Raw genomic sequence first — 25361 nt, forward strand, 5'->3', positions numbered from 1 at the left:
CGATGCCAAAGCGTACAGACATTAACAGCATTCTGATTCTCGGTGCCGGCCCCATTGTGATTGGCCAGGCCTGTGAGTTCGACTACTCCGGCGCCCAGGCGTGCAAGGCCCTGCGCGAAGAGGGCTACCGGGTGATTCTGGTGAACTCCAACCCCGCCACCATCATGACCGACCCGGCCATGGCCGATGCCACCTACATCGAGCCGATTGAGTGGCAGACGGTGGAAAAGATCATCGAAAAAGAAAAACCGGACGTGGTACTGCCCACCATGGGCGGACAGACCGCGCTCAACTGTGCGCTGGATCTGGGCAAGCACGGCGTGCTGGAAAAGTACGGCGTGGAGCTGATCGGCGCCAACGAAGACGCCATCAACATGGCCGAAGACCGGGACCTGTTTGACAAGGCCATGAAGCGCATTGGCCTGGATTGCGCCCGCGCCAAGATCGTTCACTCCATGACCGAAGCATTGGAAGTTCCGAAAGACTTCGGCTTTCCCTGCATCATCCGCCCGTCCTACACCATGGGCGGCTCCGGTGGCGGCATCGCCTATAACTGGGAAGAGTTTGAAGAAATCTGTACGCGCGGTCTGGATCTGTCGCCGGTCAACGAGCTGCTGATCGACGAGTCCCTGCTGGGCTGGAAAGAATATGAAATGGAAGTGGTGCGCGACAAGAATGACAACTGCATCATTGTCTGCGCCATTGAGAACTTCGACCCCATGGGTGTCCACACCGGGGACTCCATTACCGTGGCGCCGTCCCAGACGCTGACGGACAAGGAATACCAGATCATGCGGAACGCCTCGATTGCGGTGTTGCGCGAGATCGGCGTGGAAACCGGTGGCTCCAACGTCCAGTTTGCGGTCAACCCCGACGACGGGCGCATGGTGGTCATCGAGATGAACCCGCGCGTGTCCCGCTCCTCGGCGCTGGCCTCCAAGGCCACCGGTTTCCCCATCGCCAAGATTGCCGCCAAGCTGGCCGTGGGCTACACCCTGGACGAGCTGCAGAACGAAATTACCGGCGGCGCGACCCCGGCCTCGTTCGAGCCCAGCATCGACTACGTGGTCACCAAGATTCCGCGCTTCACCTTTGAAAAATTCGGCGATGCCGACGCCCGCCTGACCACCCAGATGAAGTCTGTGGGTGAGGTCATGGCCATTGGCCGGACTTTTCAGGAGTCGTTGCATAAAGCCATGCGGGGCCTGGAAGTCGGGTCCTCCGGCTTTGAGTCCAAGCTGGATCTCAATGACAGTGACACCCCCTCCCGCGTCCGTCGGGAGCTGAGCACGCCTGGCGCCGAACGCCTGTGGTATCTGGGCGACGCCTTCCGTCTGGGGCTCTCTGTGGAGGAAGTGTTTGAAACCTCCAAGATCGACCCCTGGTTCCTGATCCAGGTCAAAGACCTGATCGACTCCGAGCGGGAACTCGAGAACAAGGCCGTGCAGGAACTGGACGCCGATGCCATGTTCCGTCTCAAGCGCAAGGGCTTCTCGGACAAGCGCCTGGCCCTGCTGCTGCACACCAGCGAGCAGGCGGTGCGCAGCCATCGCCATCAGCTGGATATCCGGCCGAGCTACAAGCGGGTGGACACCTGTGCGGCGGAGTTCGCCACCTCGACGGCCTATATGTACTCCACCTATGAACAGGAGTGCGAGGCCAACCCGAGCGACCGCGACAAGATTCTGGTGATCGGCGGCGGCCCCAACCGCATCGGGCAGGGCATCGAGTTTGATTACTGCTGTGTGCACGCGGCCCTGGCCATGCGCGAAGACGGTTATGAAACCATCATGGTCAACTGCAACCCCGAGACCGTCTCCACCGACTACGACACCTCCGATCGCCTGTTCTTTGAGCCGGTCACGCTCGAAGATGTGCTGGAGATCGTGCACAAAGAAAACCCCAAGGGCGTGATCGTCCAGTTCGGTGGCCAGACGCCGCTGAAACTCGCCCGCGCCCTGGAGGCCGAAGGGGTGCCGATCATCGGTACCACACCGGACGCCATCGACCGCGCCGAAGATCGCGAGCGCTTCCAGCAGATGATCAACAAACTGAACCTGAAGCAGCCGCCCAACGCCATTGTGCGCTCCTTTGAGGAGGCGCTGCTGGCCGCCAAGGAAGTGGGCTACCCGCTGGTGGTTCGTCCCTCCTACGTGCTCGGCGGCCGGGCCATGGAGATTGTCTATAAAGAAGACGAACTGCGCGGCTACATGAACTCGGCGGTGGAAGTGTCCGAGGACGCCCCGGTACTGCTCGACCACTTTCTGAGTGCTGCCATCGAGGTCGATGTGGACGCGGTCTCCGACGGCAAGCAGGTGGTGATCGGCGGCATCATGCAGCATATCGAGCAGTGCGGCGTGCACTCGGGCGATTCGGCCTGTTCGCTTCCGCCTTACTCGCTGCCGCACGAAGTGCAGGACGAGATGCGCGAGCAGATCAAGGCCATGGCCCTGGAGCTGGGCGTGGTGGGGCTGATGAACACCCAGCTCGCCTACCAGGATGGCACGATCTATGTGATCGAGGTCAACCCCCGCGCCTCGCGCACGGTGCCCTTTGTTTCCAAGTGCATCGGCGTGTCGCTGGCCAAGGTGGCTGCCCGTTGTCAGGCCGGCATCAGCCTGGCGGAGCAGGGCTTTACCAATGAGATTGTCCCCGACTACTATAGTGTCAAAGAGGCGGTATTCCCCTTCAACAAGTTCCCGGCGGTCGATCCGATCCTGGGGCCGGAGATGAAGTCCACCGGCGAAGTGATGGGGGTGGGCGACACCTTCGGGGAAGCCTTTGGCAAATCTCAATTGGGCGCCGGTAGTAAGCTGCCCACCAGTGGCACCGCCTTCATCAGTGTGCGCGACGTCGACAAGCCGGGCGTTGTGGTGGTCGCCAAAGAGCTCGACAGCCTGGGCTTCAAACTGGTGGCCACGCGCGGCACCGCCGCCATCCTGCAGAAGTCGGGACTGACGGTAGAGGTGGTCAACAAGGTGGTCGAAGGTCGCCCGCACATTGTCGATATGATCAAGAATGATCAGATCAATCTGATCGTGAATACGACGGAAGGCCGGCAAGCCACGCGCGACTCGGCCTCCATTCGTCGCAGTGCGGAAAATCACCGGGTGTACTACACCACCACCCTCGCGGCGGGCGAGGCGCTGTGTATGGCACTGCGTTTCGGACAACTGACACAAGTGCGGCGCCTGCAGGAGCTGCACAGGAGAATTGGCGCATGAGCAAAGTACCCATGACCGCAGAGGGCGAAAAAGCCCTGCGTGAGGAATTGGCTGACCTGAAAAAGGTTCAGCGGCCCCGTATTGTTCAGGCGATTGCCGAGGCGCGCGAGCACGGCGACCTGAAAGAAAATGCCGAGTACCACGCCGCGCGCGAGCAGCAGAGCTTCTGTGAGGGGCGGATTCAGGAAATCGAGGGCAAGTTGAGCAACGCCCAGGTCATCGATGTGAAGTCCATTACCCCCTCGGGTAAGGTGATTTTCGGCACCACGGTGACCATGGTGAACACCGAAACCGAGCAGGAAGTGCGCTACCAGATCGTGGGCGATGACGAAGCCAACGTGAAGATCAACAAGATCTCCATCAGCTCACCCATTGCCCGGGCCCTGATCGGCAAGGAAGAGGGCGACGTAGCGGTGGTCAAAACCCCGGGCGGCGAAGTCGAATACGAAATCGACAAAGTCGAGCACATTTAACCCGTAGGGTGGGCTCCGCCCACCAGAATCAACGCAACAAATTGGACAACTTCGGGTTGGGCTTGGGATTGGCGCGAAACAACAGCGCCACCTTGCCCACCTGCTGCACCAGCTCCACGCCGGGCAGGGCGCTCAATTGCTCGAGCAGTTCTTTGCGGTCCTCGCGCTCACCCACGGCCAGCTTGACCTTGATCAGCTCGTGATCGTCCAGTGCGCGGTTGAGCTCGGCCCGCACGTTGTCGCTCAGCCCTTTGTCGCCGATGGTGACAATCGGGTTCAGGTTGTGACCCAGGGCGCGAAACTGTTTCTTGCGGTCGGCGCTCAGTGGCATGGTAAATCCTCAGCGTATCAATGGTACAAATACCGGTCGGGCACAAAGCCGGGGCCGGAGGGCGAAAAGCCGGCATTGTACCGCATCTTTCAGGCACTTTTCGGACTTTTCATGGCCAAATCCAAGAGCAGCAACCGGTGGCTGGACGAGCATTTCAAGGATGCCTACGTCAAGCAATCCCAGAAGGACGGCTACCGGTCCCGGGCGAGCTACAAACTGCTCGAGCTGGACGACAAAGACAGGCTGCTGCGCCCGGGGATGACCGTGGTCGACCTGGGCGCGGCGCCGGGCGGCTGGTCCCAGGTGGCAGCCGAGCGGGTGGGCGAGAAGGGCAAGGTGCTGGCCTCCGACATTCTGCCTATGGATGCCATTGCCGATGTCGAGTTCATCCAGGGCGATTTTACCGAGGAGGCCGTGCTGGAGCAGCTCCTGACCGCCCTGGGCGGGCAATGCGCCGACCTTGTAATCTCGGATATGGCCCCAAACATGAGTGGCATGAGTGCCATCGACCAGCCCAAGGCCATGTATCTGGTCGAGCTGGCGCTGGATATGGCCCGACAGGTATTGAAACCTGGCGGGCATTTTGTTGCCAAAGTGTTCCATGGCGAGGGCTTTGACCCGCTGCTCAAGGACACTCGCGACGCCTTCTCGAAGGTGGCGGTACGTAAGCCGGACGCCTCCCGGGCGCGCTCGAGCGAGGTCTATCTGGTCGCTCGCGGCTTCAAGGGCTGATCCATCCGCCAATAGTGGGCGTTAACTGACAGTGATAGGTCGACTTTATTGGTATTTCCGGCCCTGGGGACACTATACTGTCGCTGAATTGCGTTAAAAAATGAGGGTACCTCCTTGAACGATATGACCAAGAATCTCATCCTGTGGCTGATCATTGCCGCCGTGCTGTTTACGGTATTCCAGGGTTTCAATCAGCCTCAGCCCAACGAGAGCCTCAATTACTCGGACTTCGTCAAGTCGGTCCAGAACGGTCGCGTGCGCGAAGTCACGATTCAGGGCCTGTCGATCGATGGTACCCGCACCGACGGCAGCAACTTCACCACCACGCGCCCGCCGGTGAGTGACGACAAGCTGATGGACGATCTGCTCAACAATGGCGTCGATGTCACCGGTAAAGAGCCGGAGCAACCCGGCCTGCTCAAGCAGCTGCTGGTCGCCAGCTTCCCGATACTGATCATCATCGCGGTCTTCCTGTTTTTCATGCGCCAGATGCAAGGCGGCATGGGCGGGGGCAAAGGCGGCCCCATGAGTTTTGGCAAGAGCAAGGCCAAGCTGTTGGGTGAGGACCAGGTGAAAACCACCTTTGCCGACGTCGCCGGTGTCGACGAGGCCAAAGAAGAGGTGCAGGAGTTGGTCGAGTACCTGCGTGACCCCTCCAAATTCCAGCGCCTGGGCGGCCAGATTCCGCGCGGCGTACTGATGGCCGGCTCCCCCGGTACCGGTAAAACCCTGCTGGCCAAGGCCATTGCGGGCGAAGCCAAGGTACCGTTCTTCTCCATCTCCGGTTCCGACTTTGTGGAGATGTTCGTGGGCGTGGGCGCTTCGCGTGTGCGTGACATGTTTGAGCAGGCCAAGAAGCAGGCCCCCTGCATCATCTTTATCGATGAGATCGACGCCGTCGGTCGCCATCGGGGCGGTGGCCACGGCGGTGGTCACGACGAGCGCGAACAGACCCTGAACCAGCTGCTGGTGGAAATGGACGGTTTTGAAGGCAACGAGGGCGTGATTGTGATCGCCGCCACCAACCGCCCGGATGTGCTGGACAAGGCTCTGCTGCGCCCCGGCCGCTTCGACCGTCAGGTCGTGGTGCCGCTGCCCGATATCCGGGGGCGCGAGCAGGTGCTCAAGGTTCACATGCGCAAAGTGCCCATTGACGATCGGGTAGAAGCCTCCGTGATTGCCCGCGGTACCCCCGGCTTTTCCGGTGCTGACCTGGCCAACCTGGTGAACGAGGCGGCGCTGTTCGCCGCACGCGGCAACAAGCGTCTGGTCACCATGGAAGAGTTTGAAAAGGCCCGCGACAAGATCATCATGGGCGCCGAGCGCCGCAGTATGGTGATGAGCGAGAAGGAAAAGGAAAACACCGCCTATCACGAAGCGGGTCACGCCATTGTCGGCCGGCTCGTGCCCGAACACGACCCGATCCACAAGGTCACCATCATTCCTCGCGGCCGCGCGCTGGGTGTCACCCAGTTCCTGCCCGAGAGCGACAAGTACAGCATGAGCCGCCGGGCGATCGAGTCCAGCATCTGCACCCTGTTCGGTGGCCGTATTGCCGAGGACATCACCCTGGGGGCCGATGGCATCACTACCGGCGCCTCCAACGATATCGAGCGGGCCACCGAGCTGGGCCGTAACATGGTGACCAAGTGGGGCCTGTCCGAGCGCCTGGGCCCTCTGCACTACGGCGAAGATGAAGGCTCCATGCCCGGTATGGGCACCATCAATTACTCGGGCGAAACCTCCAAGATGATTGACCAGGAGGTGCGCCGGATCATTGATGAGTGCTACAAGCGCGCCGAACAGATCCTGCACGACAATCGGGATATTCTGGAAGCCATGAAAGACGCGCTGATGGAATACGAGACCATCGATTCCGAGCAGGTGGACGACCTCATGGCCCGCCGCAAAGTGCGCCCGCCGCGCGACTGGCACGACAATGACTTCAACAGTCATCTCGGTGGCAGCGGTGGCACCAAAGACGATACCTCCTCGGATAAGGACGCCGAAGGGAAAAAGTCCGGGCCCATTGGCGGTCCCGCTGAAGATCACTGATGCTTCTGTCATGACCGCTGTGCACACTGCTATAATCCCCGGCCTCGCCGGGGATTTGCTTTTCCCGCCTACGATGATTGAACGTTGATTGCTGGACAACCTATGCCCGTGATTTTTGGCGATCATAGCCTGGATCTCTCCCGGCCCCGAATCATGGGGGTACTCAACACCACGCCCGATTCCTTTTCTGATGGTGGTCGTTACTATCAGAGTGGCCGCCTGTCGTTGCCCCTGGCGCTCCAGCGCGCCCGGCAGATGCTCGACGAAGGCGCCGATATGATCGATATCGGGGGCGAATCCACGCGCCCTGGCGCCATCCCGGTGAGCGAGCAGGAAGAGCTCGACCGGGTGGTGCCGGTAGTGGAAGCGGTCGCGGGCGAGCTGGGGGCTCTGGTGTCGGTGGATACCAGCAGCCCGGCGGTGATGCGCGAATCGGCTGCCGCTGGCGCGGGGCTGATCAACGATGTGCGCGCCCTGCGGCGCGAGGGCGCGCTCGAAGCCGCCCAGCGTACCGGCCTGCCGGTGTGCCTGATGCACATGCAGGGCCAGCCCGATACCATGCAGAAGCAGCCCGAGTACCGCGACCCGGTACAGGAGGTCAGAGACTTTCTGCTCGAGCGCTGCGAGGCGTGTCTCAATGCCGGTTTTCAGGCCGATCAGCTACTGCTCGATCCCGGCTTTGGTTTTGGCAAATCCCTGGAGCACAATCTCGAGTTGTTGCGCCGCCTTCGGGAACTGGCCGACCTGGGCTATCCTTTACTGGTAGGATTGTCACGTAAATCCATGCTGGGCAAGTTGCTCGGGCGTGATGTGGCCCAGCGGCTGCCCGGCAGTCTGGCGTTGGCCATGGCCTCGGTTCAGCGCGGCGCCAAGATCATCCGCGTACACGATGTGGCCGCGACCTGCGACGTATTGCGAGTGTTCTCGGCACTGGAAGACCAGGCCGGCGCACATTCACCATGAACATCACGATAGAACACTAGGGGAGCAAGGACTCTTATGGCGCGTCAGTATTTTGGAACCGATGGTATCCGCGGTCTGGTGGGTGAGCCGCCGATCACGCCCGACTTTATGCTCAAACTCGGCTGGGCCGCCGGCCGGGTGCTGGTAGACCGGTTCTCCGGTCCCAACCTGATTCTCATCGGCAAGGACACCCGTATCTCGGGCTACATGTTCGAATCGGCCCTGCAGGCCGGTCTGATCAATGCTGGCGTTGACGTGGGCCTGCTCGGGCCCATGCCCACGCCGGGTATTGCCTATCTCACCCGTACCTTCCAGGCTCAGGCCGGGATCGTCATCAGCGCCTCTCACAACGCCTACATGGACAATGGCATCAAGTTCTTCAGCGGCAATGGCACCAAACTGCCCGACGAGGTCGAGCTGGCCATTGAGGAGCAGCTCAACCAGCCCATGACCACCGCCGAGCGGCTGGGCAAGGCGCGCCGGATTGATGACGCCTCGGGCCGGTACATCGAGTTCTGTAAGGGCACCATGCCCTGGGGATTCAGCCTCCAGGGGCTGCAGATCGTGGTCGACTGCGCCAACGGTGCCACCTATCACATCGCTCCCAGTGTTTTCAGCGAGCTGGGCGCCAAGGTCATCCCCATGGCGGCCGAGCCCAACGGCACCAATATCAACCGCGGCTGCGGCTCCACCAAAACCGAAGCGCTCAAAGAGCGGGTCATGGAGCTGGGTGCCGATCTGGGCATCGCTTTTGACGGCGACGGCGACCGGGTGATGTTCGTCGACCACCGGGGCGATATTGTCGATGGGGATGAGTTGCTGTTCATTATTGCCGACTATCAGCAGCGCTACGGCGGTGGCTGTGACGGCGTGGCCGGTACCCTGATGAGCAACCTCGGCCTGGAATTGGCCATGAAAAAAATCGGCGTGCCTTTTGCGCGCGCCAAGGTGGGCGACCGCTACGTCATTGAAGCCATGCGCAACAATGGCTGGAGCCTGGGGGGCGAGTCTTCCGGGCACATCGTCTGCAGCAACGTCACCACCACCGGCGATGGCATCATCTCCGCGCTCCAGGTGCTGGTCGCGCTCACCACCATGGGCGAATCACTGAACACCATCAAAAAAGGCATGCAAAAAATGCCGCAGACCATGATCAACGTGCACATGTCGCGTCGGATCGACCTCAGCGAAGAACCCACCATCCAGGCGGCGGTGGCGAGCGTTGAGGCGACTCTGGGCGACAGGGGCCGGGTGCTGTTGCGCCCGTCCGGCACGGAACCCGTGGTCAGGGTAATGGTAGAAGGGCAGGATAAAAGTCAGGTCAAGGAATTGTGCCAGGAATTGGCCGCCACCGTGGAAAAAGCCCTCAATTAGAAGCGCTATCCTACGGGTAAGTACACAAAAAATGACCCATCAACCCACAGAGAGAGAAAAGCGGTACTGAGTGGCGATTTTGGGATTGTATGTTATCCCCAACTTCGCTAACATTGGCGCCCGCTTTAAGGGGGACCCCTTGAACGAGAGACACACCCGTCAGCGCCTGGTCGCTGGCAACTGGAAAATGAACGGCAACCTCGGCGATAACGCGCGGTTGCTGGAAGGCATCACGGCCAATTGGTCGGGCGCTGAGCAGGTAAAGGCGGTGATTTGTCCGCCCTTTGTCTACCTGCCCCAAGTGGCGAAAGCCATCGCCGGCTCGGCGATCGAGTTGGGCGCGCAGACTGTCAGCGAGTACAAGCCCGGTGCCTGCACCGGCGAAGTGGCCGCTGAGATGCTGGCCGATTGGCAGTGCCGGTACGTGATCGTCGGCCATAGCGAGCGGCGACGCCTGCAGGGCGAAACCGACGCCCAGGTGGCGGAGAAATTTCACGCCGCTCAGGAGGCCGGGCTGATTCCCATCCTCTGCCTCGGAGAGTCCGAGCAGGAGCGGGATGCGGGTCTTGCCCTCAAGACCATCGGGCACCAGTTGAGCGTGGTGGTCGAGCGGGTCGGGATCGATGCCTTTGCGAAGGCTGTCGTGGCCTACGAACCCGTTTGGGCCGTTGGCACCGGCAAGGTCGCCAGCCCAGAGCAGGCCGAAGAGGTGCATCGCTTCATTCGCGCCGAGCTGGGAGAGTTGGGGCCGAGCACACAGATATTGTACGGAGGCAGCGTCAAACCGGGGAATGCCAAACAGTTGTTTGCCTTACCCGACATCGACGGAGCCTTGCTCGGGGGAGCATCCCTGAGCGCAGAAGATTTTGTCGCCATTTGCGAGGCGGCGGCTTAACACTAACCTTGCCGCCGCCCTGACGAAACCGCTCACAGAGCGTTTTAAGAGAGACGAACACCATGGAAAAAATCGTTCTCGCTGTTCATATACTGACTGCGTTGGCCATTATCGCCCTGATCCTGCTCCAGCAGGGCAAGGGTGCGGTCGCCGGTGCCTCTTTCGGCTCGGGCGCTTCACAGACAGTATTCGGCAGTCAGGGCAGCGGCGGCTTCTTCACCCGGATGACCGCCATCTTTGCCGTTGTATTCTTCGCCACCAGCTTTGGCCTGGCCATCATCGCCAAGAACAAAGCCGGCGTAGGCGCAGACAGTAGCATTCCGAGCGCGATCGAATCGCAGCAGGAGCAACCGGCCGAGGACTCCGAAGTCCCCGACGTCGGCGGCGACGAAGGCAGCGCGGAAGAAGTGCCCGAAGTTCCGGAAACATCCGAGCAATAAAATCAGTTATAATCTGCAGCTGGTTTGAAAAGAAGTTAGTTTGACCCCTTATTATGCCCAAGTGGTCGACTGCATGGATGCAGGAGGTAGAGCAACGCAGGAGCAGTTGCCGAGGAATTGGGTAGACGACGCACAGGATGTGCTAGTGTCGCGGGAGGCAGGATGCCGGGAGCGACCACGCGTAGCGTGTCGGGAATCTGGCACGGACTACGCAAAGAAAGATGCAATTAGATTGACCCCTTATATGCCCAAGTGGTGGAATTGGTAGACACGCTATCTTGAGGGGGTAGTGGCGCAAGCCGTGCCGGTTCAAGTCCGGCCTTGGGCACCATATTAAAGAAGGCTCTCCTGGCGGAGGGCCTTTTTTTATGTGTGCCAGCTACGCTTGTGCCTAGCTTTGTTTCAGGCTTCGAGAAAGATGAGGGTAAAAGTGGTCATGTTCCGTGCCGATGTGGCTTCAGCGCGACCACCATGAGCCTCGACGATGGATTTGACAATCGCGAGCCCAAGTCCAGCGCCTTCGCTTTGACGAGCTCTCGATGGGTCGATGCGATAAAAACGATTAAAAATATTGGGCAAATGCTCGGCGGGAATCTCCGACCCCGGATTTTGCACACTTAGCGACACCTCCTGGTCTCCGGTCTTGGCCAGCTTTACCCGCACCGTCTCACCTGAGGGCGTGAGGCGGATGGCGTTGGAGAGCAGATTGGAAATCGCTCGTCGCAGCATGGCCCGGTCACCATGAATGGTCGGTGCCTGGCCTTCCAATATCAGGCGGATCTGCCTCTCGTCAGCCAGTGCCTCAAAAAAGTCGAACAGCGCATTCACTTCTTTTGCCAGATCCAATGGCATCTGCTCAGGCTTTAGTAGACCATGATCGCTTTTGGCCAGCCACAGCATGTCGTTGACCATCTTGGCCAGGCGCTCCTGCTCCTCCAGATTGGAATACAGGAGTTCACGGTACTCTTCCCTATCTCTGGCCTTTCCCAGGCCGACTTGTGTCTGGGTGATGAGGTTGGTGAGCGGCGTACGCAGCTCGTGTGCGATGTCGGCGGAGAAGTGCGACAGGCGAGTAAAGCTGTCTTCCAGCCGACCAATCATGTGATTGAACGAGGTGACCAGGCCCTGTAGCTCCGATGGCACCGACGCTGGGTCGAGGCGCACGTGAAGCCGATCGGCCTGGATATCGCCGATTCTGTCAGACAAACCGCGCAGGGGCGCGTGGGCCTGATGAATGCCATACCAGGCGGCCAGAAGGGTAATGGCGCCGGCGAGGCTCATGATAAGCCACAAAGTGCGGTGAAAGCTCTGGAGAAACTCCAGGTGAAAGCCCATATCAATGGCCGTAGTGATCGAGTAACTCCGGCCTCCGACTTCATTCTGAGTGATCACACCCCGGAAGGTCTTATCGCCTTCCTGCCAGGTTTGCACGTTGCCTGCATTAATTTCGGACGTTGGGGGAAGGGTGTCGGTTGCTTGCGACAGGTCGGTCCCTGGCATGCTGTAGATAGCATCGCCTTGCTCATCCCGAACTTGGAAAAAGACTCCGTGATGTCCGGATATGGCGTTAGCCAAGGCATCACTCTGTTGTGCAGAACCGTTGCCACCGCTCTGCAAGGCTTCGACAACGGCTTCGGTCATTACGGCCAGTTCACCGGCATCCTGTTCGGCGAAGTGACGTTCGACGGCACTGAGAACGAGGTTCCCGATCAGGAAGAGGCTGAGCCCAATGGCCAGCCCCACAAACACCATGACCCGAGCGGCCAGCGACAGTGGTTGCCGATCAGTGATCTTCATCGTCGGTTTCCACGTCAAGCATGTAGCCCATGCCACGCACGGTGTGAATCAGTTTGGGCTCGAAATCATCGTCAATTTTGGCCCTCAGTCGACGAATGGCCACATCAATCACATTGGTGTCGGAATCGAAGTTCATGTCCCATACCTGGGAAGCAATAAGCGAGCGAGGCAACACCTCGCCACGCCGACGGACCATAAGCTCCAGAAGGCAAAACTCCTTGTGACTGAGGTTGACTTTCTTCCCGGCGCGGGTAACGCGGTGCTTTGGCAGGTCAAGCGACAGATCGGCGATTTCGAGTTGTTCCGACAGGGTAGGGGCGGACCGCCGGCGCAGCAATGTGCGTATTCGGGCCAGAAGTTCAGTAAAGGCGAAAGGTTTCACAAGGTAATCGTCGGCGCCCAGCTCCAGGCCCTTTACGCGGTCGTCCACTGCGTCGCGGGCTGTGAGAAACAGCACCGGAGTCTGGCGGCCGGCTTCGCGCAATGACTGCACGATGCGCCACCCGTCCACATCTGGCAGCATGACGTCCAGAACTATCAGCTCAAAAGACTCCGTCATCGCCAAGTGATGGCCGTCGAGACCATTGCGTGCCAGCTCGACCATAAAGCCGGCTTCGGTTAAGCCTTGGCGTAGATAGTCACCAGTCTTTACTTCGTCCTCTACCACCAGCAGTCGCATGAAGCACCTCTTCTGATCCGTATCGCGCGAGTGTAGCTGACTGTGTCCAACCACAAGGTTACACGAACATTACAAAAATGTAATGTTCGAGTCATCTGGCAGACAGGGCCTGTTTGTTAGTCTGAGCCCCAGCTACGGAAAAACTGAATTGCCGTTCACCTTCGTTGTATTTGAGGAGTTACCCCATGACACGCAAAACTCTACTTTGGTTGACCGCCCTGCCGGCGCTTCTGTTGGCCCTGTCAGTGCAGGCGCATGAACCTTCGGAGCCTATGGAGGGCGACGAAAAACCGAATTGCTCGAAAATGAAGGATATGGACCACTCCGAAATGGACATGGATGATCCGGTCATGCAGGCCATGATGGAGAAGTGCAAGCATCACATGGATGAGAATGATGATGGCTCGAAGGAGCCCCAGCACAAGCACTCCGAGTCCGAAGGTGATGCAAAGCGTAAGTCCACGCATGACCATTAGACTATAAAGGAGGGCACATGGTGTCTCCCAGGCTTATGTCTTGCATCAAATGCCTGATCGCTGCCCTCGTCATCGCCATAGCGGCGGGCGTGGCGTTCATCTACTCGGGCCTGTATCCCGTTGGTGCGGATGATCGCCACACCCCCCTGACCTATTGGGCGCTGGAAACGCTGCGCGAGCGTTCGGTTGACCGGGCGTCGGACGGGATTGAGGTGCCAGCGGACCTGGATACGTCCGAGCGCCTGCTGGCGGGTGGTGCCGACTACAATGACATGTGTGCCGGCTGCCATCTCAAGCCGGGTAAGGCTGAGAGTGACTTCACGCTGGGCCTCAATCCCGCGCCACCGAATCTGACAAAGCAGCATCAAAGTGAAGACGATCTTGAGTCTCAGTCGCGACATCGCTTTTGGGTTATCAAGCACGGTATCAAAGCATCGGGCATGCCGGCCTGGGGGGCGCATCATGATGACGAACGGATTTGGGATATGGTGGCCTTCTTGCGTCGTCTACCCGAGCTGTCGCCCGAGCAGTACCAAATATTGACCGCCCGGGGAGACGATGACGCCAATCATCATTGATTTGGGTTATTGCGCCGCGCTGGTCGCCGAAGTCAGAGTTTTTTTGCGAGAGACAAGCAGGTAACGAGATTAGAGGTTACATGATGGAAAAACCAGTAGAAGCGGGCCGTCGACGGTTTATCAAATCTGCGATCGGGGCGGCATCGGCCCTTGCCATGGCGAAGATGGCGCCGACCTGGGCGTCTCCTCTGGGGCGAAGCTATGGCGATGTCGTCAATGCGGACCCTGCGGTCGACCTGCATATTCGCCGCGAGGATATGGACATTGGTGGGAAAATCGGTCGACCAATCACCATCAACGGCAGCATGCCCGGCCCGTTGATCAGGCTTAAAGAAGGACAGAGAGCTCGCCTGAACGTCACCAACTCGCTTGCTGATGACACCTCAATTCATTGGCACGGCATCATTCTGCCCGAAAATATGGACGGTGTGCCCGGCGTGAGCTTTCCCGGTATCAAGCCAGGGGAAACCTTTCAGTACGAATACGACGTTAAACAAAATGGAACCTACTGGTATCACAGCCACTCGGGACTGCAGGAGCAGTTGGGTCACCTGGGCCCACTGGTGATCGACCCGGCGGATGGTGATATTGGCGCGGACCGGGAACATGTCATTATTCTCAGTGACTGGACCTTTGAAGATCCGGATGAGGTATTCCGTAACCTCACGGTGGCGGAGGGCTATTACAACTACCAGCAGCGAACCCTGGGGGACACTTTTGCCGATATCCGCCGCCAGGGGTTGGCGAAAACCTGGGAGCAGCGATCCATGTGGAACAAAATGCGCATGAGTTCCCGGGACTTGTTGGATGTGACCGGATCCACCTATACCTATCTGATGAATGGCCGTGATAATGCAACGAACTGGACGGCGCTGTACAAGCCCGGGGAAAAAGTCCGGCTGAGAATCATCAACGGCTCTGCCATGTCGTTTTTTGATTTTCGCATTCCAGGCCTTGAGATGACGGTGGTCTCCGCCGACGGTCAACCGATCAAGCCAGTCACAGTCGATGAATTCCGTATCGGCGTGGCGGAAACCTACGATGTCATCGTGACGCCGAAAAGCGACCGGCCCTATACGCTGTTCGCGGAGAGTATGGACCGCAGCGGTTATGTCCGGGGCACGCTCGCAACGGAGGTGGGTCAGGAAGCGCAGGTGCCCGATTTGCGGCCGGTGCCCGAACGGGGCATGGCGGCGATGGGAATGAGCCACGAAATGGATGGCATGGACATGTCGTCTTCCGAGGGCGATGAATCCGGTATGGGGGGGCAGCATGAGATGCACGGTGACCATGGCGGGGGTATGGCGGCATCTCAACAACGGCCTTCGGCGCCGGACCTCGGCATCGAACACGCACCGGGTGGGCACGGCCCCGCCGCGGCGATGATTGCTCGCAACCCGGTCAGCCGGCTGAATGAGCCTGGCGTTGGTCTTGAGGATGTGGATCATCGCGTTCTGGTCTATGGTGATCTGATCGGCGCTCATCCCTGGCCCGACGAGAGGGAACCAGAGCGTGACATTGAGCTTCACCTCACCGGCAACATGGAAAAATACATGTGGTCCTTCGACGGTGTGAAGTTTACCGAGGTCGATGGCCCCGTAGAGTTCAAGCATGGAGAGCGTCTGCGTCTGATTATGGTGAATGACACCATGATGGACCACCCGATCCACTTGCATGGCATGTGGATGGAGCTTGAAAACGGCCAGTCTCCCCGGCCGCGCAAGCACACCATCAGCCTCAAACCCAGTGAGGTGGTCTCGTTGCAAATCAGCGCCGATGCGCCCGGCAGCTGGGCTTTTCACTGCCATCTGCTGTATCACATGAAGGCGGGCATGTTCCGCGTCGTCAACGTCAGCTAAGGAGGAATCATGAGAAAACCGGAAATCGTTGTGTCTCTGGTGCTGGCAGGAGTGTGCGGTCCGGTGTGGGCGGGCCACGCCGAAGACGACTGGCCCGAGCCCGTCAAATCCTATCGGACCGGCCAGATTCTATTCGATCGGCTGGAGGTCACCCGCACCGATAACGACGAAGACGTGCTCGTCTGGGATATGCTGGCCTGGTACGGTAGCGACAGAAACCGACTCTATTTCAAGAGCGAAGGCGAAAACCAGAAGGATGATGGCGAGCCCACCGAGCTGGAGAGCGCGGAGGTGCTGGCCAGCCGCCTGATCGCCCCGTTCTGGGAGCTGCAGGGGGGCGTTGGTACCCGGGGATCGTTGGCTTCGGGTGCGGAGCGCGAAAACTATTTGGTGTTCAGCCTGTTTGGTGTGGCCCCCTATCGGTTCGAGATGGACAACTCCGTTACGGTGAATGAGGATGGCGACATCGCCGCGACCATAGAGGCCGAGTATGATTTGCGCCTGTCGCAGGTGTCGTATCTCCAGCCGCGCATGGAGATTTCCGCCGCCATGACTGATGCGCAAGATTACAATCGCCCCAGCGGATTGAATGATATTCGTGTGGGATTGCGCTATCGATACGAGCTGTCCAGAGAATTTGCTCCCTACATTGGTGCCTATTGGAGCCGCTCTCTGGGGGACAAGGCTGATCAGATACGTGCCGGAGGCGGAGACGACTCCGAAACCGGCCTCGTCATTGGCGCTCGCCTTTGGTTCTGATTTCATAGAGTAGATAAACCAACTTAACAGCCCGGAGGCTTTATGGCTAAGGACGATGACAGAACAACGCATTATCAGGAAGGAAGTTTAACGTTACCGGGTACGGTCATGCTGGGAACTGGCGTCATGATTGGCGCCGGTATCTTTGCGCTTACCGGGCAGATGGCGCAGATGACCGGTGTCCTTTTCCCGTTGGCGTTCCTGGCCGCCGCCGTCATCGTCAGCTTCAGCGCCTATTCGTACATCAAGATTTCCAATGCCTACCCGTCCGCCGGTGGCATTGGCATGTACTTGCACAAGGCTTATGGCAATCCCTTGCCGACGGCTTTCAACGCCTTGCTGATGTACTTTTCCATGGTGATCGCCCAGAGCTTTCTCGCCCGCACGTTTGGCTCCTACACCATGCAGCTCTTCGGTGGTGACCAGAGCGGCATGATGGTGCCTGTTCTCGGTGTGGCACTCATCATCGCCGCCTTTCTGGTCAACCTTTCAAGTAATCGGTTGATCCAGGGTGTGGCCTCCTTTATCGGTATTTTGAAGATTGTGGGCATTGTCATTTTCGGACTGGTGGGGGTCTGGGTCGCGGACAGGCTTTCAGTGGACTTCTCAAGCCCCGGAGAGGCGGGTACCTTTGGCAACTTTCTGGGGGCGACGGCGCTCGGGATACTGGCGTTCAAGGGTTTTACCACCATTACCAACAGCGGCTCCGAGGTCAAAGACCCCAAGCGTAACGTGGGTCGTGCCATTGTGATTTCCATTGCCGCCTGCGTGGTGATTTACACCCTGGTCGGCTTCGCCGTTGCGAGTAATCTATCACTGGCCGAAATCATTGAGACGCAGGACTACTCCCTGGCGGCGGCGGCAAGACCGGCGTTGGGGGAGTATGCCGTCTGGTTTACGGTTATCCTTGCCATGATGGCCACCGCAGGCGGCATTCTGGCCAGTATTTTTGCGGTCTCGCGTATGCTGGCGATGCTGACCGAAATGAAACTGGTACCCCACCGTCATTTTGGGATGCCGGGCAGCATCCAGAAGCACACTCTGGTCTACACGGTGGTACTGGGCCTGTTTCTGACCGCATTTTTTGATCTGTCTCGGATTGCCGCTCTGGGTATTGTGTTCTACTTGATAATGGATATCGCCATTCACTGGGGCGTGCTTCGCTACTTGCGTGAAGATATAAAGGCCAAAGCGTGGGTGCCCGTTACAGCCATTGTTCTCGATTTACTGGCGCTCGGAGGCTTTGTCTGGGTCAAACTGAATACGGATCCCTTCGTGATCGGCGTGGCCGTAGTGGCTATGATCCTAATTGCGGTTGGAGAACAGATCTTTCTCAAAAAAACGTCGGGAATAGAGCCGCCGAGCGGCGAACACTCTCATGCTCACCGGCATTGAAATTACCAACAGAAGCGGAGTTTAGAATATGATGGAAGGTAACATGTTTGGAAGTGCCATGGGTGCGGGCCATTGGTTGTGGATGCTGGTCATTGCCATTATTGTTGTGATACCCGCTTGGCGTATCTGCCAGCGCACAGGGTATCCGGGATTTCTCGGAATTTTGATACTAATACCACTGGTAAACCTCGCTTTCCTTTATTTTTTGGCGTTTTCGGATTGGCCAATCAACAAGCGTGGCGAGTGAGTCTTTAAGGGACGTGGAAAGTAGGAGCGTTTACCGTTGTCAGGTTCTGTGGAGTGCGGAGGGTAATGCCGGGTTAAGAGCGGCCGGATATGGATGGATGACTATTCGTTTTTACGCCGATGCTGTAATGGCATTATCTTCCAGAAATTGTTCGCTTTGTGGTGGTTTTGTCATGAACCGAAAAGAGATTAATTATGAAAGTTGAAACCATTTTCGACCTGATTGAATGGAGCCGAACGTTGCACGAAAGTCTGGCAAAATGCCTGTCTCATTGCGCGTCGCTTCATCAGAATGAACGTGCTTCTCTGCTGCTCGAGTATCTGGCCTCGCATGAAGCCGAGATAGAGAAAATAGTAGCCGGGTTTGAACAGAAGGCTGATCCCAAGGCAGCCCGCACTTATGTGTACGATTACATGCCGCACAACCCTATTACCACCCACCTGGATTGCGATGATCACTACGCCAATATGGATGCCACTTCAATCGAGGCGGAAGTGGTCGATTTCCACGAACAAATCATCAGTCTTTACCGAACGCTTATCGAAAAGGCGGAAATACCCGAGGTCACAGAACTGGTGCAGTCGTTGCTGGATATGGAGGAGCATGAAACTAAACGCCTGGTACGGCAGATAGGGCGCATGGATGACATGTAGGTAAAAGAAGAACCTCCATTCTCGATGGGGCCGGAGCGAAGGCCCCGGCCCACCTGAAAAGCCCCAAAGATCGGTAGCATTCGTGCCGTTACTGCACGGCCTTTTCGATTTTGCGTCTCATTTCAGAAGTTATCTCAGTAGAGCGCGGCGGTAATGCCTCCTCCCCCCTTTCTCCGTTCTGATCAATGTCCTCAAGGAGCCGCTTCATTTCGGCAATTTCGCGAACCTGAGCCGCAATAATCTCATCAGCCAGCTTACGGACTCGAGGGTCACTGATGCTCGATCGGCGAGCGTTGTTAATGGCAATTGAGTGGTGAGGAATCATTGACTTCATAAAGTTCTCATCCCCGATCAGCGACTGGCTTCTGTTTACGAAAAGTAAAGCGAAGCCCAGAAATGCAGCCAGAACCAATACCGCGATCTTGGTACCCTTGCCTTTGTACATCGACCACATAAATGAGAGCATGACGATGGTCATGACGCAGGCCATAACCAAGGAGGCGACCAACCGGTTTATGCTGAATGTTGCATGATCGAACGAGTAGACGAGCTGGTACATCAGGAAAAACATAATAAACGCCGATGTCGCAATCATCGCCGCAAACCGGCCCCAGCTTCCTCCCATCATCTCTTTATCTTGGTCCATGTTAAAGTCCTCCAAATTGAAGAATTGCGGATTTAAGGTCGCGCAATCGCTGCTCTGGCTGAAAGCTAGAGCCCATGAAGGTGGCGCCTTTATCCACAAGTGTTGAAGAGCCTGGTAAAAAGCTCGTATCAACCTTCGCTCGTCTGGCGGGCGCTGTCTGTTCGGTGGCGAACCCATAAGTATGGCTTTCCCCCAGCCGCGGCCTACTCGCTCTCCCAATAGGGGGAGGAACGTTTCGCTGATCAGCCCGTAGCTATTGTGGCGAAAACGGGCATAAGCGATAACCAGTTCCACCAGGGTAAAATCGGCTCATTGGTGAGAACTCCAGTGAAAGAACGAGTAGCGCATGCCCAGCTGCGCCGCTTATACGCTGCGAAGTTCGGCAAGGCCCTGGGGCGGATCGATCAAGTGCATGAACGGTTACGCGACGCCCCAGAACACCAGTTCAACGTCCATGTCCCCGAAAAAATCATGGTGAGGCAGCTAGTAAAGGAGAATTCCGGCAATTCATTCTACTGGCCCAGGCGAAGGCCCCCGAACCTGGAGACCGCCAGGAAAAGAATAAATAGAACGAAGCCGGTGGTTGCCATCAAGTACGTCCAGCCGACATTCCTGGCGGTTGCATCAAGGACTATCTCCGCGTTTCAACCTAAGGTCCATTACAAATGGTCAATGGTTTCCTTTTGAGAACCAGCTATACAAAAACACGAACAAAGCTGCGATGTACCAACCGTACAAGTAAACTTCAACTAGTCCAATAAAGAAGCCCGACCACGTAAGCCATTCGAAGCCGGGCAGTAACGGGGCCCAAGCTTCGTACATACGCATCTGCTCCGGGGCGAGCAGGCCAAAGCCTACGCACAGCAGGTAGCTGATTATTAACAGAACTGACAGGGTGTTGCCTAGCGGGACGGTGCGTAAGCGGGTATTCACTACAGTAGAATCGTTCATAGCTCATTTCCTCTTCTCGTTGTAGAAAAATCTGATTTTTTGATTGGGGCAAGCGCTTGTACCGGCGCGGCGAGCCATCAACCCGATGCAACTAGACCGAAGAGCTGGACCGGATGGCGATGCAGCCGAGCATATGTCTGCGCGACAGCCACATTATCAGTGGCGGGAGAATAAGCCACTGCAGTAGTGGGGCTAGCCCAACGCCCAACAGCGGTATGATCGGCATAGAGTCTGCGTATGTCCATCGTTCCAGAGGGCCAGTCGCCAGCCGTTCCATGACGATGGTCACGAGAAGTGCCGCGAGCAGAAGGGTGATAGCAGGCTTTCGTTTTCCCTCGAGGAGCCATCGACGGTGTCCAAAGACTATCGAGGAAAACCAGAAGCTGGCCAGTAGAATCAGCACATCGCCGCCGGAAGCCTGTATACACATCCAAACCACTGAGCCGTGAGGCGCCTTCACCATACCGGTGAACCAGGGTACTTGAAGCATCTCCCACAAAAAGTGGGTCAAAAATCCAAATCCCGCCAGGGAGAGTTCTGGCAAGACTACGGATAGTCGGCTAGTGGGCGCTCCTTGGCGCATTCGTTCTATCACATGTTGCTCCTGTTGCGGGATTTTCCCCTGCATCATGGCTATACCAATAATGACAACAATTATTCCAGGAAAATGTACGGATTGAAGTCGCTCTTCAAAGAACATAATTCCAATTAGCAACCCAAGTGCCGGGGTTAAAGGGGTGAGGCTCGCGTTTGTGCTGAACCAAGTGAGCCGCGAAGAGAAACCCTCCTGAAAGAAAAGCACGAAAGTCTGCAAACAGCAATGGAGGAGCGTCTGGAAGCCCGGTCACGATGGACGGAAAACAGATGGCCCAGAGCAGCGTAACTACCACCATCCATGCAACGTTCTCGGCTTTTGATTGAGTCTTCATAACGAATCAGGCGAGGTTTGTGTAAGGAGTATTCTTCGGTCATCCAGGGCAGCATTTCGATTTCTCCTATCGTCGAGTATGCGGCGGCACTCGGTGGCAACTCCAGGGTTCATGCTGAGCGTTGTCTTTAACGTTCTGGTCCACGAACAGGTAGTACCCCTCTTTGAATCGTGTCCACCAATCTCGCTTTATTGGAATGTCGTACTTGACGAGGATGTCTTCTACGCATTGGAGGCACAGTCTTGATGCGTCGTAGGAGAAGTTGATCTTGCAGGAACCTTCATGAAAAACGACGTTATCCAGGCCGTATAGTTTGTCAATTTCTGCAATGGCGGCGTTCAGGTTTTCGGAAATGATCGGTTTTCGAAGCCCCAGCTGACGCTTCACCAAGTTGACTTCTGAAACGCCTAGTCGATGCTCTTTATGCTTCATTTTCTTTCACCTTCTTTTCTACCTTCCTCCAGTCCGCGGCGATAAGCCTCTTCCGCGTCTTGGTGTTGATGTTCACCGTTCCCGTTTTTCCCGTGACCGTGCCCCTTGTGCATAAAAAGGTGCATCAACGGACAGAGAAGGATGATCAGGTAGGGGAGGTACGGAAAGACGTGAGCACTGTGCTCCACAAATAGGAAGTATAGCGCTGCGAGAATCAGTACAATCGTCGTCAATCCGTGAAGGCTGTTCCAGTATCCGGTTTTGCTGGCCATTAAAATTCTCCTGTTCCGGCGTTGCGGCTTCTTTACCAATTTGAAATCGAATCATTTATCGACACTCAGTTTCACCCGTTTGAGTAAGAGTGAGTTGCCGATTACTGATAATGAACTCACAGTCATGGCGATCACGCCGATCATTTACGCGGTGGGTAGCGATATTGGCTGTAATTTCACCGACGCTGTCAAGGCGCTTCAGTGAGATCTTCACAATACCTGCACAATGGTCTGACCCCATGCCAGGCACAGTGAGCCTCGCCACGGCTCTGGCTTGCTGTGAATCAGTGACCATTTTTCCTTCTTGTTTTATCAGGTTGTGAACGCTTTCTCCGCAGGTTCCAGCCCACCAGCGCAAATACTGCCAACAGAACAATGCCACTAATAATAGTTGTGAATTCTAAGTTCATTCAAAACTCCTGCTGTTGTGGTCTATTGAGGTGGGGTATGAACATCGGAACGCGCCGTTGATAGGATCGGTACTCATCAATCAGATGAAAGATTATGTCGCCTGTTGGCGGCCGGTCTGGTTTTTATCCCGCGCCCTGATCGCGGTGTACATACGCTGCCGTAGCCGTACACTATCCTGGAAGCCCTTTTCGTGTCCTCCAGGCGTTTCTGTATAAGCTGCTTGGCGAGAGGGCAGGGGGACTCACTCTCATTGGCCAGTTGGTTAACACGCATAGGGCATATCCCTTTCGTGAGCAATGTAAACAGGGTAACGCTGGGCGTCAGTGCCCGTATTGATCTGGGTCAAGATCCTATGTTGGAAACATAGGTTTTACTGTCATTTAATTTACTATGGGTTATGTCTTGGTGGGGCAGATCACGGTAGGAATTGATTTTAAGGGAGATCGCTTTTCCGCCACATGACGCTAAGATTACAAATGTGTAATCTTCAGTTTATTTTTCCGCTACAGGCTCGATTCCGAAGAACTGGAAAATCAGCCTGGTTTTAACAATTTCGTTGTTTGTGCTTTTTGTTTTCCTGTAATGCCGTGTTTTTGGCTCAGTGAGTCTGAAGGTAGGTCTTGAGATGATTCCTGACCTGCGGTATCTTGTTCATCCAATCCCTTTTGTTGAGGTGGCCCAGATGGCGACGGTACGAATTGTTTTGACGGTATTGGCGTTAGGTCTGATGCTCTCAGCATGCCAGAGTCGAACCCTAGTGAAATCAGAAATCGATAACCGCTTCAATACTCCCACCGACAATCTGGTGACAGGAGGCCCTCCCTCAAAGAAAGAGCTGTCACAACTCAAAGAGGCGGGCATCACCAAAATCATTGACCCGCGCAGTCCGGACGAAGAGCGCGCCTTCGACGAAAGAGCCGAGGCGGAAAAGCTCGGGTTGGAGTATGTGTCTTTGCCCGTCGCCGGTTCGGCGGGTGTCACACGTGAGAACGCTCGAGAACTTGATCAACTATTGCAGGACGGTGAAAACGTATTTCTGCATTGTGCATCGGGAAATCGGGTCGGAGCCCTGCTGGCGATTCGAGCACATGAGATCCAAGAAAAGGATCTTGATCAGTCGCTGGAGTTTGGGCGCGCCGCCGGCCTGGGATCACTGGAGGAGAAAGTGAGATCGGTACTCAGCGAGTAGCGATCCTTGGTTTTCTGGCGGTTAGGTGCTTCCGCCTTCGCCGGCTGCGGAAGCACTCAGTGATGCCTATTCGTTGTGGTCATGCGAGCGAAGCTTCTTGCCTTGCGACTGGTGCTCTTGCATCTGATTCATCATCCCCTCCATCATGCTTTGGCGCTCGCTCATCATGCTCATGCACTCCTCCATGTTCATGGAGGCCTGTTCCCGGTTCTTCTGGCCTGAGTGGCGTGAAGCTCCCATGCCTTTTTTCATTTTATGCATGCCACTCTGCATGGCCTCCATGTGCTCCTCCATCAACTCCTGCCGCTTTTCAGGATCTTCCTCGGATTTTATCTTGTCCATAAGGGCATGCATTTCCTGCATATGTTCCTGCATTGATTCCATATGTTGACCGTGCATCCCCATGCCGCCGCCCGCCGTGGTGTCGCCGTGCTGATGGCCCTCCTGAGCGAGTGCCGGGGTTGCCAGAATTGTGGTGAGCGCGATTATCTTGTGTAAGTGCTTCATTGTTCTCTCCTGAAGGGTAAGTCGAAAAAGTTGACGCGCATCCCGCTATGACCCGGAGCGCGCCCAGGCAGTCAAGGGTATACCCCTGAATCAACATTGATGTTGATTTAACTCAAATCCACGTCCGTTAGGCTATCGGCTTCGCATGTGAGAGGTGAAATGGGGCAATGGAACGGTTGGTCTGGCAAACAGAGCGAATGGACGATCTGTAGAAGGGCAGGAGGTCACCCGTTCTCAGGTCGGGTGAGCCTCTGCATGCGTAAGCAAGCGCTTTTGGTATAGTTGTGGCCGTCTTTAGAGCAAGTACATCCTGATGGGCATCCACAGCCCCATCAGGATCATGATCAGGTTTTCGGTCAGTGACACGAAACCCAGCGGCACATTTGAATCGCCGCCAGCGCAGGCACATTTGAGTTCGCGCTTATCGATATACACGGCTTTGAATACCGAGACCGCCCCGACGGTACCGATAAACAGTGCCAGAGGGGCGGCCAGCCATATCAGCGCACCAGCGAGCATCAGAATGCCGGCGAAGGTTTCAGCGAACGGGTAGACGTAGCCATAGCGCACCTGTTGCTGGGCCAGCAGATCGTAGTTGAGAAACATGGTGCTGAAACTTTCCAGGTCCTTGAGCTTCTGCAGGCCCAGCAGGCACATGGCAATCGCCACAAACCACTCCAGTGTGCGTATTGACCAGAGAGTGTCCAGCGCAACCCAGGCGACGGCCAGGGCCATCAGGAAGGCGGTGGAGAAAATAGCTATGATGGGCTTGTAGCTGACTTCATCCTTCTCAGCCACCTTCAGCCCGAGGTGCTCTCGCAACTCCTCATAACCGCCGATGCGCTTGCCGTCTATAAAGGCTTGCGGTGTGGTGTCCACCTGGTGCTCCTGCTTGAAGGCATCCGTCTGATCGCGCGTTTCAAGCAAGTGGTCGTTGACCTCGAAGCCCTCTCGCTCCAGTAGATCCTTGCTTTTGAGTCCGAACGGGCAGACATGCTCAGCGGTCGCCATCCGATAGAGCTCAGCGGTCTTCGCTTGCTGTGGGGCGTCATCTTGTGTCATTTCTGCGTCTCCGGTGTCAGTGTCAGAGGTTC

General features: G+C 56.9%; 28 protein-coding genes and 1 tRNA gene. 17 read left to right on the forward strand and 12 right to left on the reverse strand.

The features are described from left to right. Nucleotides 1-2 precede the first annotated feature (2 nt). Both carB and greA read left to right on the forward strand, forming a co-directional pair. Nucleotides 3-3224 carry a carbamoyl-phosphate synthase large subunit gene (gene carB, locus AAE484_RS08765; protein WP_341937998.1) on the forward strand — a complete coding sequence of 1074 codons (3222 nt, stop codon included), beginning with the start codon at nt 3-5 and terminating at the stop codon, nt 3222-3224. Next, nucleotides 3221-3697: a transcription elongation factor GreA gene (gene greA / locus AAE484_RS08770; RefSeq protein ID WP_341937999.1), complete on the forward strand. Its 477-nt coding sequence runs from the start codon at nt 3221-3223 to the stop codon at nt 3695-3697. The genes carB and greA overlap by 4 nt, the downstream gene beginning before the upstream one ends. Before the next feature lie 28 nt (nt 3698-3725). On the opposite strand, the gene AAE484_RS08775 is transcribed toward greA, so the two are convergent. Then, the gene (locus AAE484_RS08775) at nt 3726-4028 is read right to left on the reverse strand and encodes a YhbY family RNA-binding protein (protein WP_341938000.1); all 303 of its coding nucleotides are present in this window, start codon (nt 4026-4028) and stop codon (nt 3726-3728) included. A gap of 111 nt (nt 4029-4139) precedes the next feature. Here AAE484_RS08775 and rlmE point away from each other — a divergent pair, with 111 nt between their 5' ends. The 7 genes from rlmE to AAE484_RS08810 all read left to right on the forward strand — a co-directional run bounded on the left by rlmE (nt 4140) and on the right by AAE484_RS08810 (nt 10818). Then, nucleotides 4140-4760: a 23S rRNA (uridine(2552)-2'-O)-methyltransferase RlmE gene (gene rlmE, locus AAE484_RS08780; protein WP_341938001.1), complete on the forward strand. Its 621-nt coding sequence runs from the start codon at nt 4140-4142 to the stop codon at nt 4758-4760. Nucleotides 4761-4883: 123 nt separating this feature from the next. Continuing rightward, nucleotides 4884-6815, forward strand: coding sequence for an ATP-dependent zinc metalloprotease FtsH (ftsH, locus tag AAE484_RS08785; protein ID WP_341938002.1), 1932 nt, complete (start codon nt 4884-4886; stop codon nt 6813-6815). A 102-nt stretch (nt 6816-6917) separates the two neighbouring features. Then, complete coding sequence (gene folP / locus AAE484_RS08790; protein ID WP_341938003.1) at nt 6918-7778, forward strand: dihydropteroate synthase; 861 nt, start codon at nt 6918-6920, stop codon at nt 7776-7778. 36 nt (nt 7779-7814) lie between these two features. Further along, the gene (glmM, locus tag AAE484_RS08795) at nt 7815-9152 is read left to right on the forward strand and encodes a phosphoglucosamine mutase (RefSeq protein WP_341938004.1); all 1338 of its coding nucleotides are present in this window, start codon (nt 7815-7817) and stop codon (nt 9150-9152) included. A 139-nt stretch (nt 9153-9291) separates the two neighbouring features. Beyond that, nucleotides 9292-10047: a triose-phosphate isomerase gene (gene tpiA / locus AAE484_RS08800; protein WP_341938005.1), complete on the forward strand. Its 756-nt coding sequence runs from the start codon at nt 9292-9294 to the stop codon at nt 10045-10047. Nucleotides 10048-10109: 62 nt separating this feature from the next. Then, nucleotides 10110-10487, forward strand: coding sequence for a preprotein translocase subunit SecG (secG, locus tag AAE484_RS08805; RefSeq protein ID WP_341938006.1), 378 nt, complete (start codon nt 10110-10112; stop codon nt 10485-10487). A 246-nt stretch (nt 10488-10733) separates the two neighbouring features. Continuing rightward, a tRNA-Leu gene (locus AAE484_RS08810) sits at nt 10734-10818 on the forward strand. A 71-nt stretch (nt 10819-10889) separates the two neighbouring features. Here the strand turns inward: AAE484_RS08810 and AAE484_RS08815 are convergent. Then, nucleotides 10890-12284, reverse strand: coding sequence for a heavy metal sensor histidine kinase (locus AAE484_RS08815; RefSeq protein ID WP_341938007.1), 1395 nt, complete (start codon nt 12282-12284; stop codon nt 10890-10892). Beyond that, nucleotides 12271-12963: a heavy metal response regulator transcription factor gene (locus AAE484_RS08820; RefSeq protein WP_341938008.1), complete on the reverse strand. Its 693-nt coding sequence runs from the start codon at nt 12961-12963 to the stop codon at nt 12271-12273. The genes AAE484_RS08815 and AAE484_RS08820 overlap by 14 nt, the downstream gene beginning before the upstream one ends. Before the next feature lie 185 nt (nt 12964-13148). Here AAE484_RS08820 and AAE484_RS08825 point away from each other — a divergent pair, with 185 nt between their 5' ends. The 7 genes from AAE484_RS08825 to AAE484_RS08855 all read left to right on the forward strand — a co-directional run bounded on the left by AAE484_RS08825 (nt 13149) and on the right by AAE484_RS08855 (nt 18930). Then, nucleotides 13149-13439: a hypothetical protein gene (locus tag AAE484_RS08825; RefSeq protein ID WP_341938009.1), complete on the forward strand. Its 291-nt coding sequence runs from the start codon at nt 13149-13151 to the stop codon at nt 13437-13439. A 17-nt stretch (nt 13440-13456) separates the two neighbouring features. After that, on the forward strand, nt 13457-14017 hold the full coding sequence (locus AAE484_RS08830) for a c-type cytochrome (RefSeq protein ID WP_341938010.1): 561 nt from the start codon (nt 13457-13459) through the stop codon (nt 14015-14017). An 80-nt stretch (nt 14018-14097) separates the two neighbouring features. Further along, complete coding sequence (locus AAE484_RS08835) at nt 14098-15876, forward strand: copper resistance system multicopper oxidase (RefSeq protein ID WP_445928841.1); 1779 nt, start codon at nt 14098-14100, stop codon at nt 15874-15876. A 9-nt stretch (nt 15877-15885) separates the two neighbouring features. Then, complete coding sequence (locus tag AAE484_RS08840) at nt 15886-16635, forward strand: copper resistance protein B (RefSeq protein ID WP_341938011.1); 750 nt, start codon at nt 15886-15888, stop codon at nt 16633-16635. A 42-nt stretch (nt 16636-16677) separates the two neighbouring features. Further along, nucleotides 16678-18030: an APC family permease gene (locus AAE484_RS08845; RefSeq protein WP_341938012.1), complete on the forward strand. Its 1353-nt coding sequence runs from the start codon at nt 16678-16680 to the stop codon at nt 18028-18030. A gap of 28 nt (nt 18031-18058) precedes the next feature. Further along, nucleotides 18059-18277, forward strand: a complete 219-nt coding sequence (locus AAE484_RS08850; RefSeq protein WP_341938013.1) for a hypothetical protein — start codon at nt 18059-18061, stop codon at nt 18275-18277. 194 nt (nt 18278-18471) lie between these two features. After that, entirely contained in the window at nt 18472-18930 is a 459-nt protein-coding gene (locus AAE484_RS08855; RefSeq protein ID WP_341938014.1) for an ATPase, read from the forward strand. Between the two features lie 88 nt (nt 18931-19018). Here the strand turns inward: AAE484_RS08855 and AAE484_RS08860 are convergent, their stop codons facing one another. The 7 genes from AAE484_RS08860 to AAE484_RS08880 form a co-directional block, all read right to left on the reverse strand. Beyond that, nucleotides 19019-19576 (reverse strand): DUF305 domain-containing protein, encoded by a 558-nt coding sequence (locus tag AAE484_RS08860; protein ID WP_341938015.1) that lies wholly within the window; start codon nt 19574-19576, stop codon nt 19019-19021. 512 nt (nt 19577-20088) lie between these two features. Next, the gene (locus AAE484_RS17470; RefSeq protein ID WP_445928843.1) at nt 20089-20211 is read right to left on the reverse strand and encodes a BCCT family transporter; all 123 of its coding nucleotides are present in this window, start codon (nt 20209-20211) and stop codon (nt 20089-20091) included. A gap of 34 nt (nt 20212-20245) precedes the next feature. Next, on the reverse strand, nt 20246-20527 hold the full coding sequence (locus AAE484_RS08865; protein ID WP_341938016.1) for a DUF5676 family membrane protein: 282 nt from the start codon (nt 20525-20527) through the stop codon (nt 20246-20248). Nucleotides 20528-21522: 995 nt separating this feature from the next. Next, the gene (locus tag AAE484_RS08870; RefSeq protein ID WP_341938017.1) at nt 21523-21888 is read right to left on the reverse strand and encodes a cation transporter; all 366 of its coding nucleotides are present in this window, start codon (nt 21886-21888) and stop codon (nt 21523-21525) included. Further along, nucleotides 21885-22160: a DUF2933 domain-containing protein gene (locus tag AAE484_RS08875; protein ID WP_341938018.1), complete on the reverse strand. Its 276-nt coding sequence runs from the start codon at nt 22158-22160 to the stop codon at nt 21885-21887. Before AAE484_RS08875 ends, AAE484_RS08870 begins: the two co-directional genes overlap by 4 nt. A gap of 55 nt (nt 22161-22215) precedes the next feature. Then, the gene (locus AAE484_RS17475; RefSeq protein WP_445928842.1) at nt 22216-22455 is read right to left on the reverse strand and encodes a cation transporter; all 240 of its coding nucleotides are present in this window, start codon (nt 22453-22455) and stop codon (nt 22216-22218) included. Then, nucleotides 22445-22570, reverse strand: coding sequence for a hypothetical protein (locus AAE484_RS08880; RefSeq protein ID WP_341938019.1), 126 nt, complete (start codon nt 22568-22570; stop codon nt 22445-22447). The genes AAE484_RS17475 and AAE484_RS08880 overlap by 11 nt, the downstream gene beginning before the upstream one ends. A gap of 626 nt (nt 22571-23196) precedes the next feature. On the opposite strand from AAE484_RS08880, the gene AAE484_RS08885 reads away from it, so the two are divergent. Continuing rightward, nucleotides 23197-23760 carry a hypothetical protein gene (locus tag AAE484_RS08885; protein ID WP_341938020.1) on the forward strand — a complete coding sequence of 188 codons (564 nt, stop codon included), beginning with the start codon at nt 23197-23199 and terminating at the stop codon, nt 23758-23760. Nucleotides 23761-23826: 66 nt separating this feature from the next. Here the strand turns inward: AAE484_RS08885 and AAE484_RS08890 are convergent, their stop codons facing one another. After that, nucleotides 23827-24267, reverse strand: coding sequence for a hypothetical protein (locus AAE484_RS08890; protein ID WP_341938021.1), 441 nt, complete (start codon nt 24265-24267; stop codon nt 23827-23829). A 294-nt stretch (nt 24268-24561) separates the two neighbouring features. Beyond that, complete coding sequence (locus tag AAE484_RS08895; RefSeq protein ID WP_341938022.1) at nt 24562-25329, reverse strand: glutaredoxin; 768 nt, start codon at nt 25327-25329, stop codon at nt 24562-24564. Nucleotides 25330-25361 lie beyond the last annotated feature (32 nt).

The sequence above is a fragment of the Marinimicrobium sp. C2-29 genome, assembly GCF_038419845.1.
Lineage (GTDB): Bacteria > Pseudomonadota > Gammaproteobacteria > Pseudomonadales > Cellvibrionaceae > Marinimicrobium.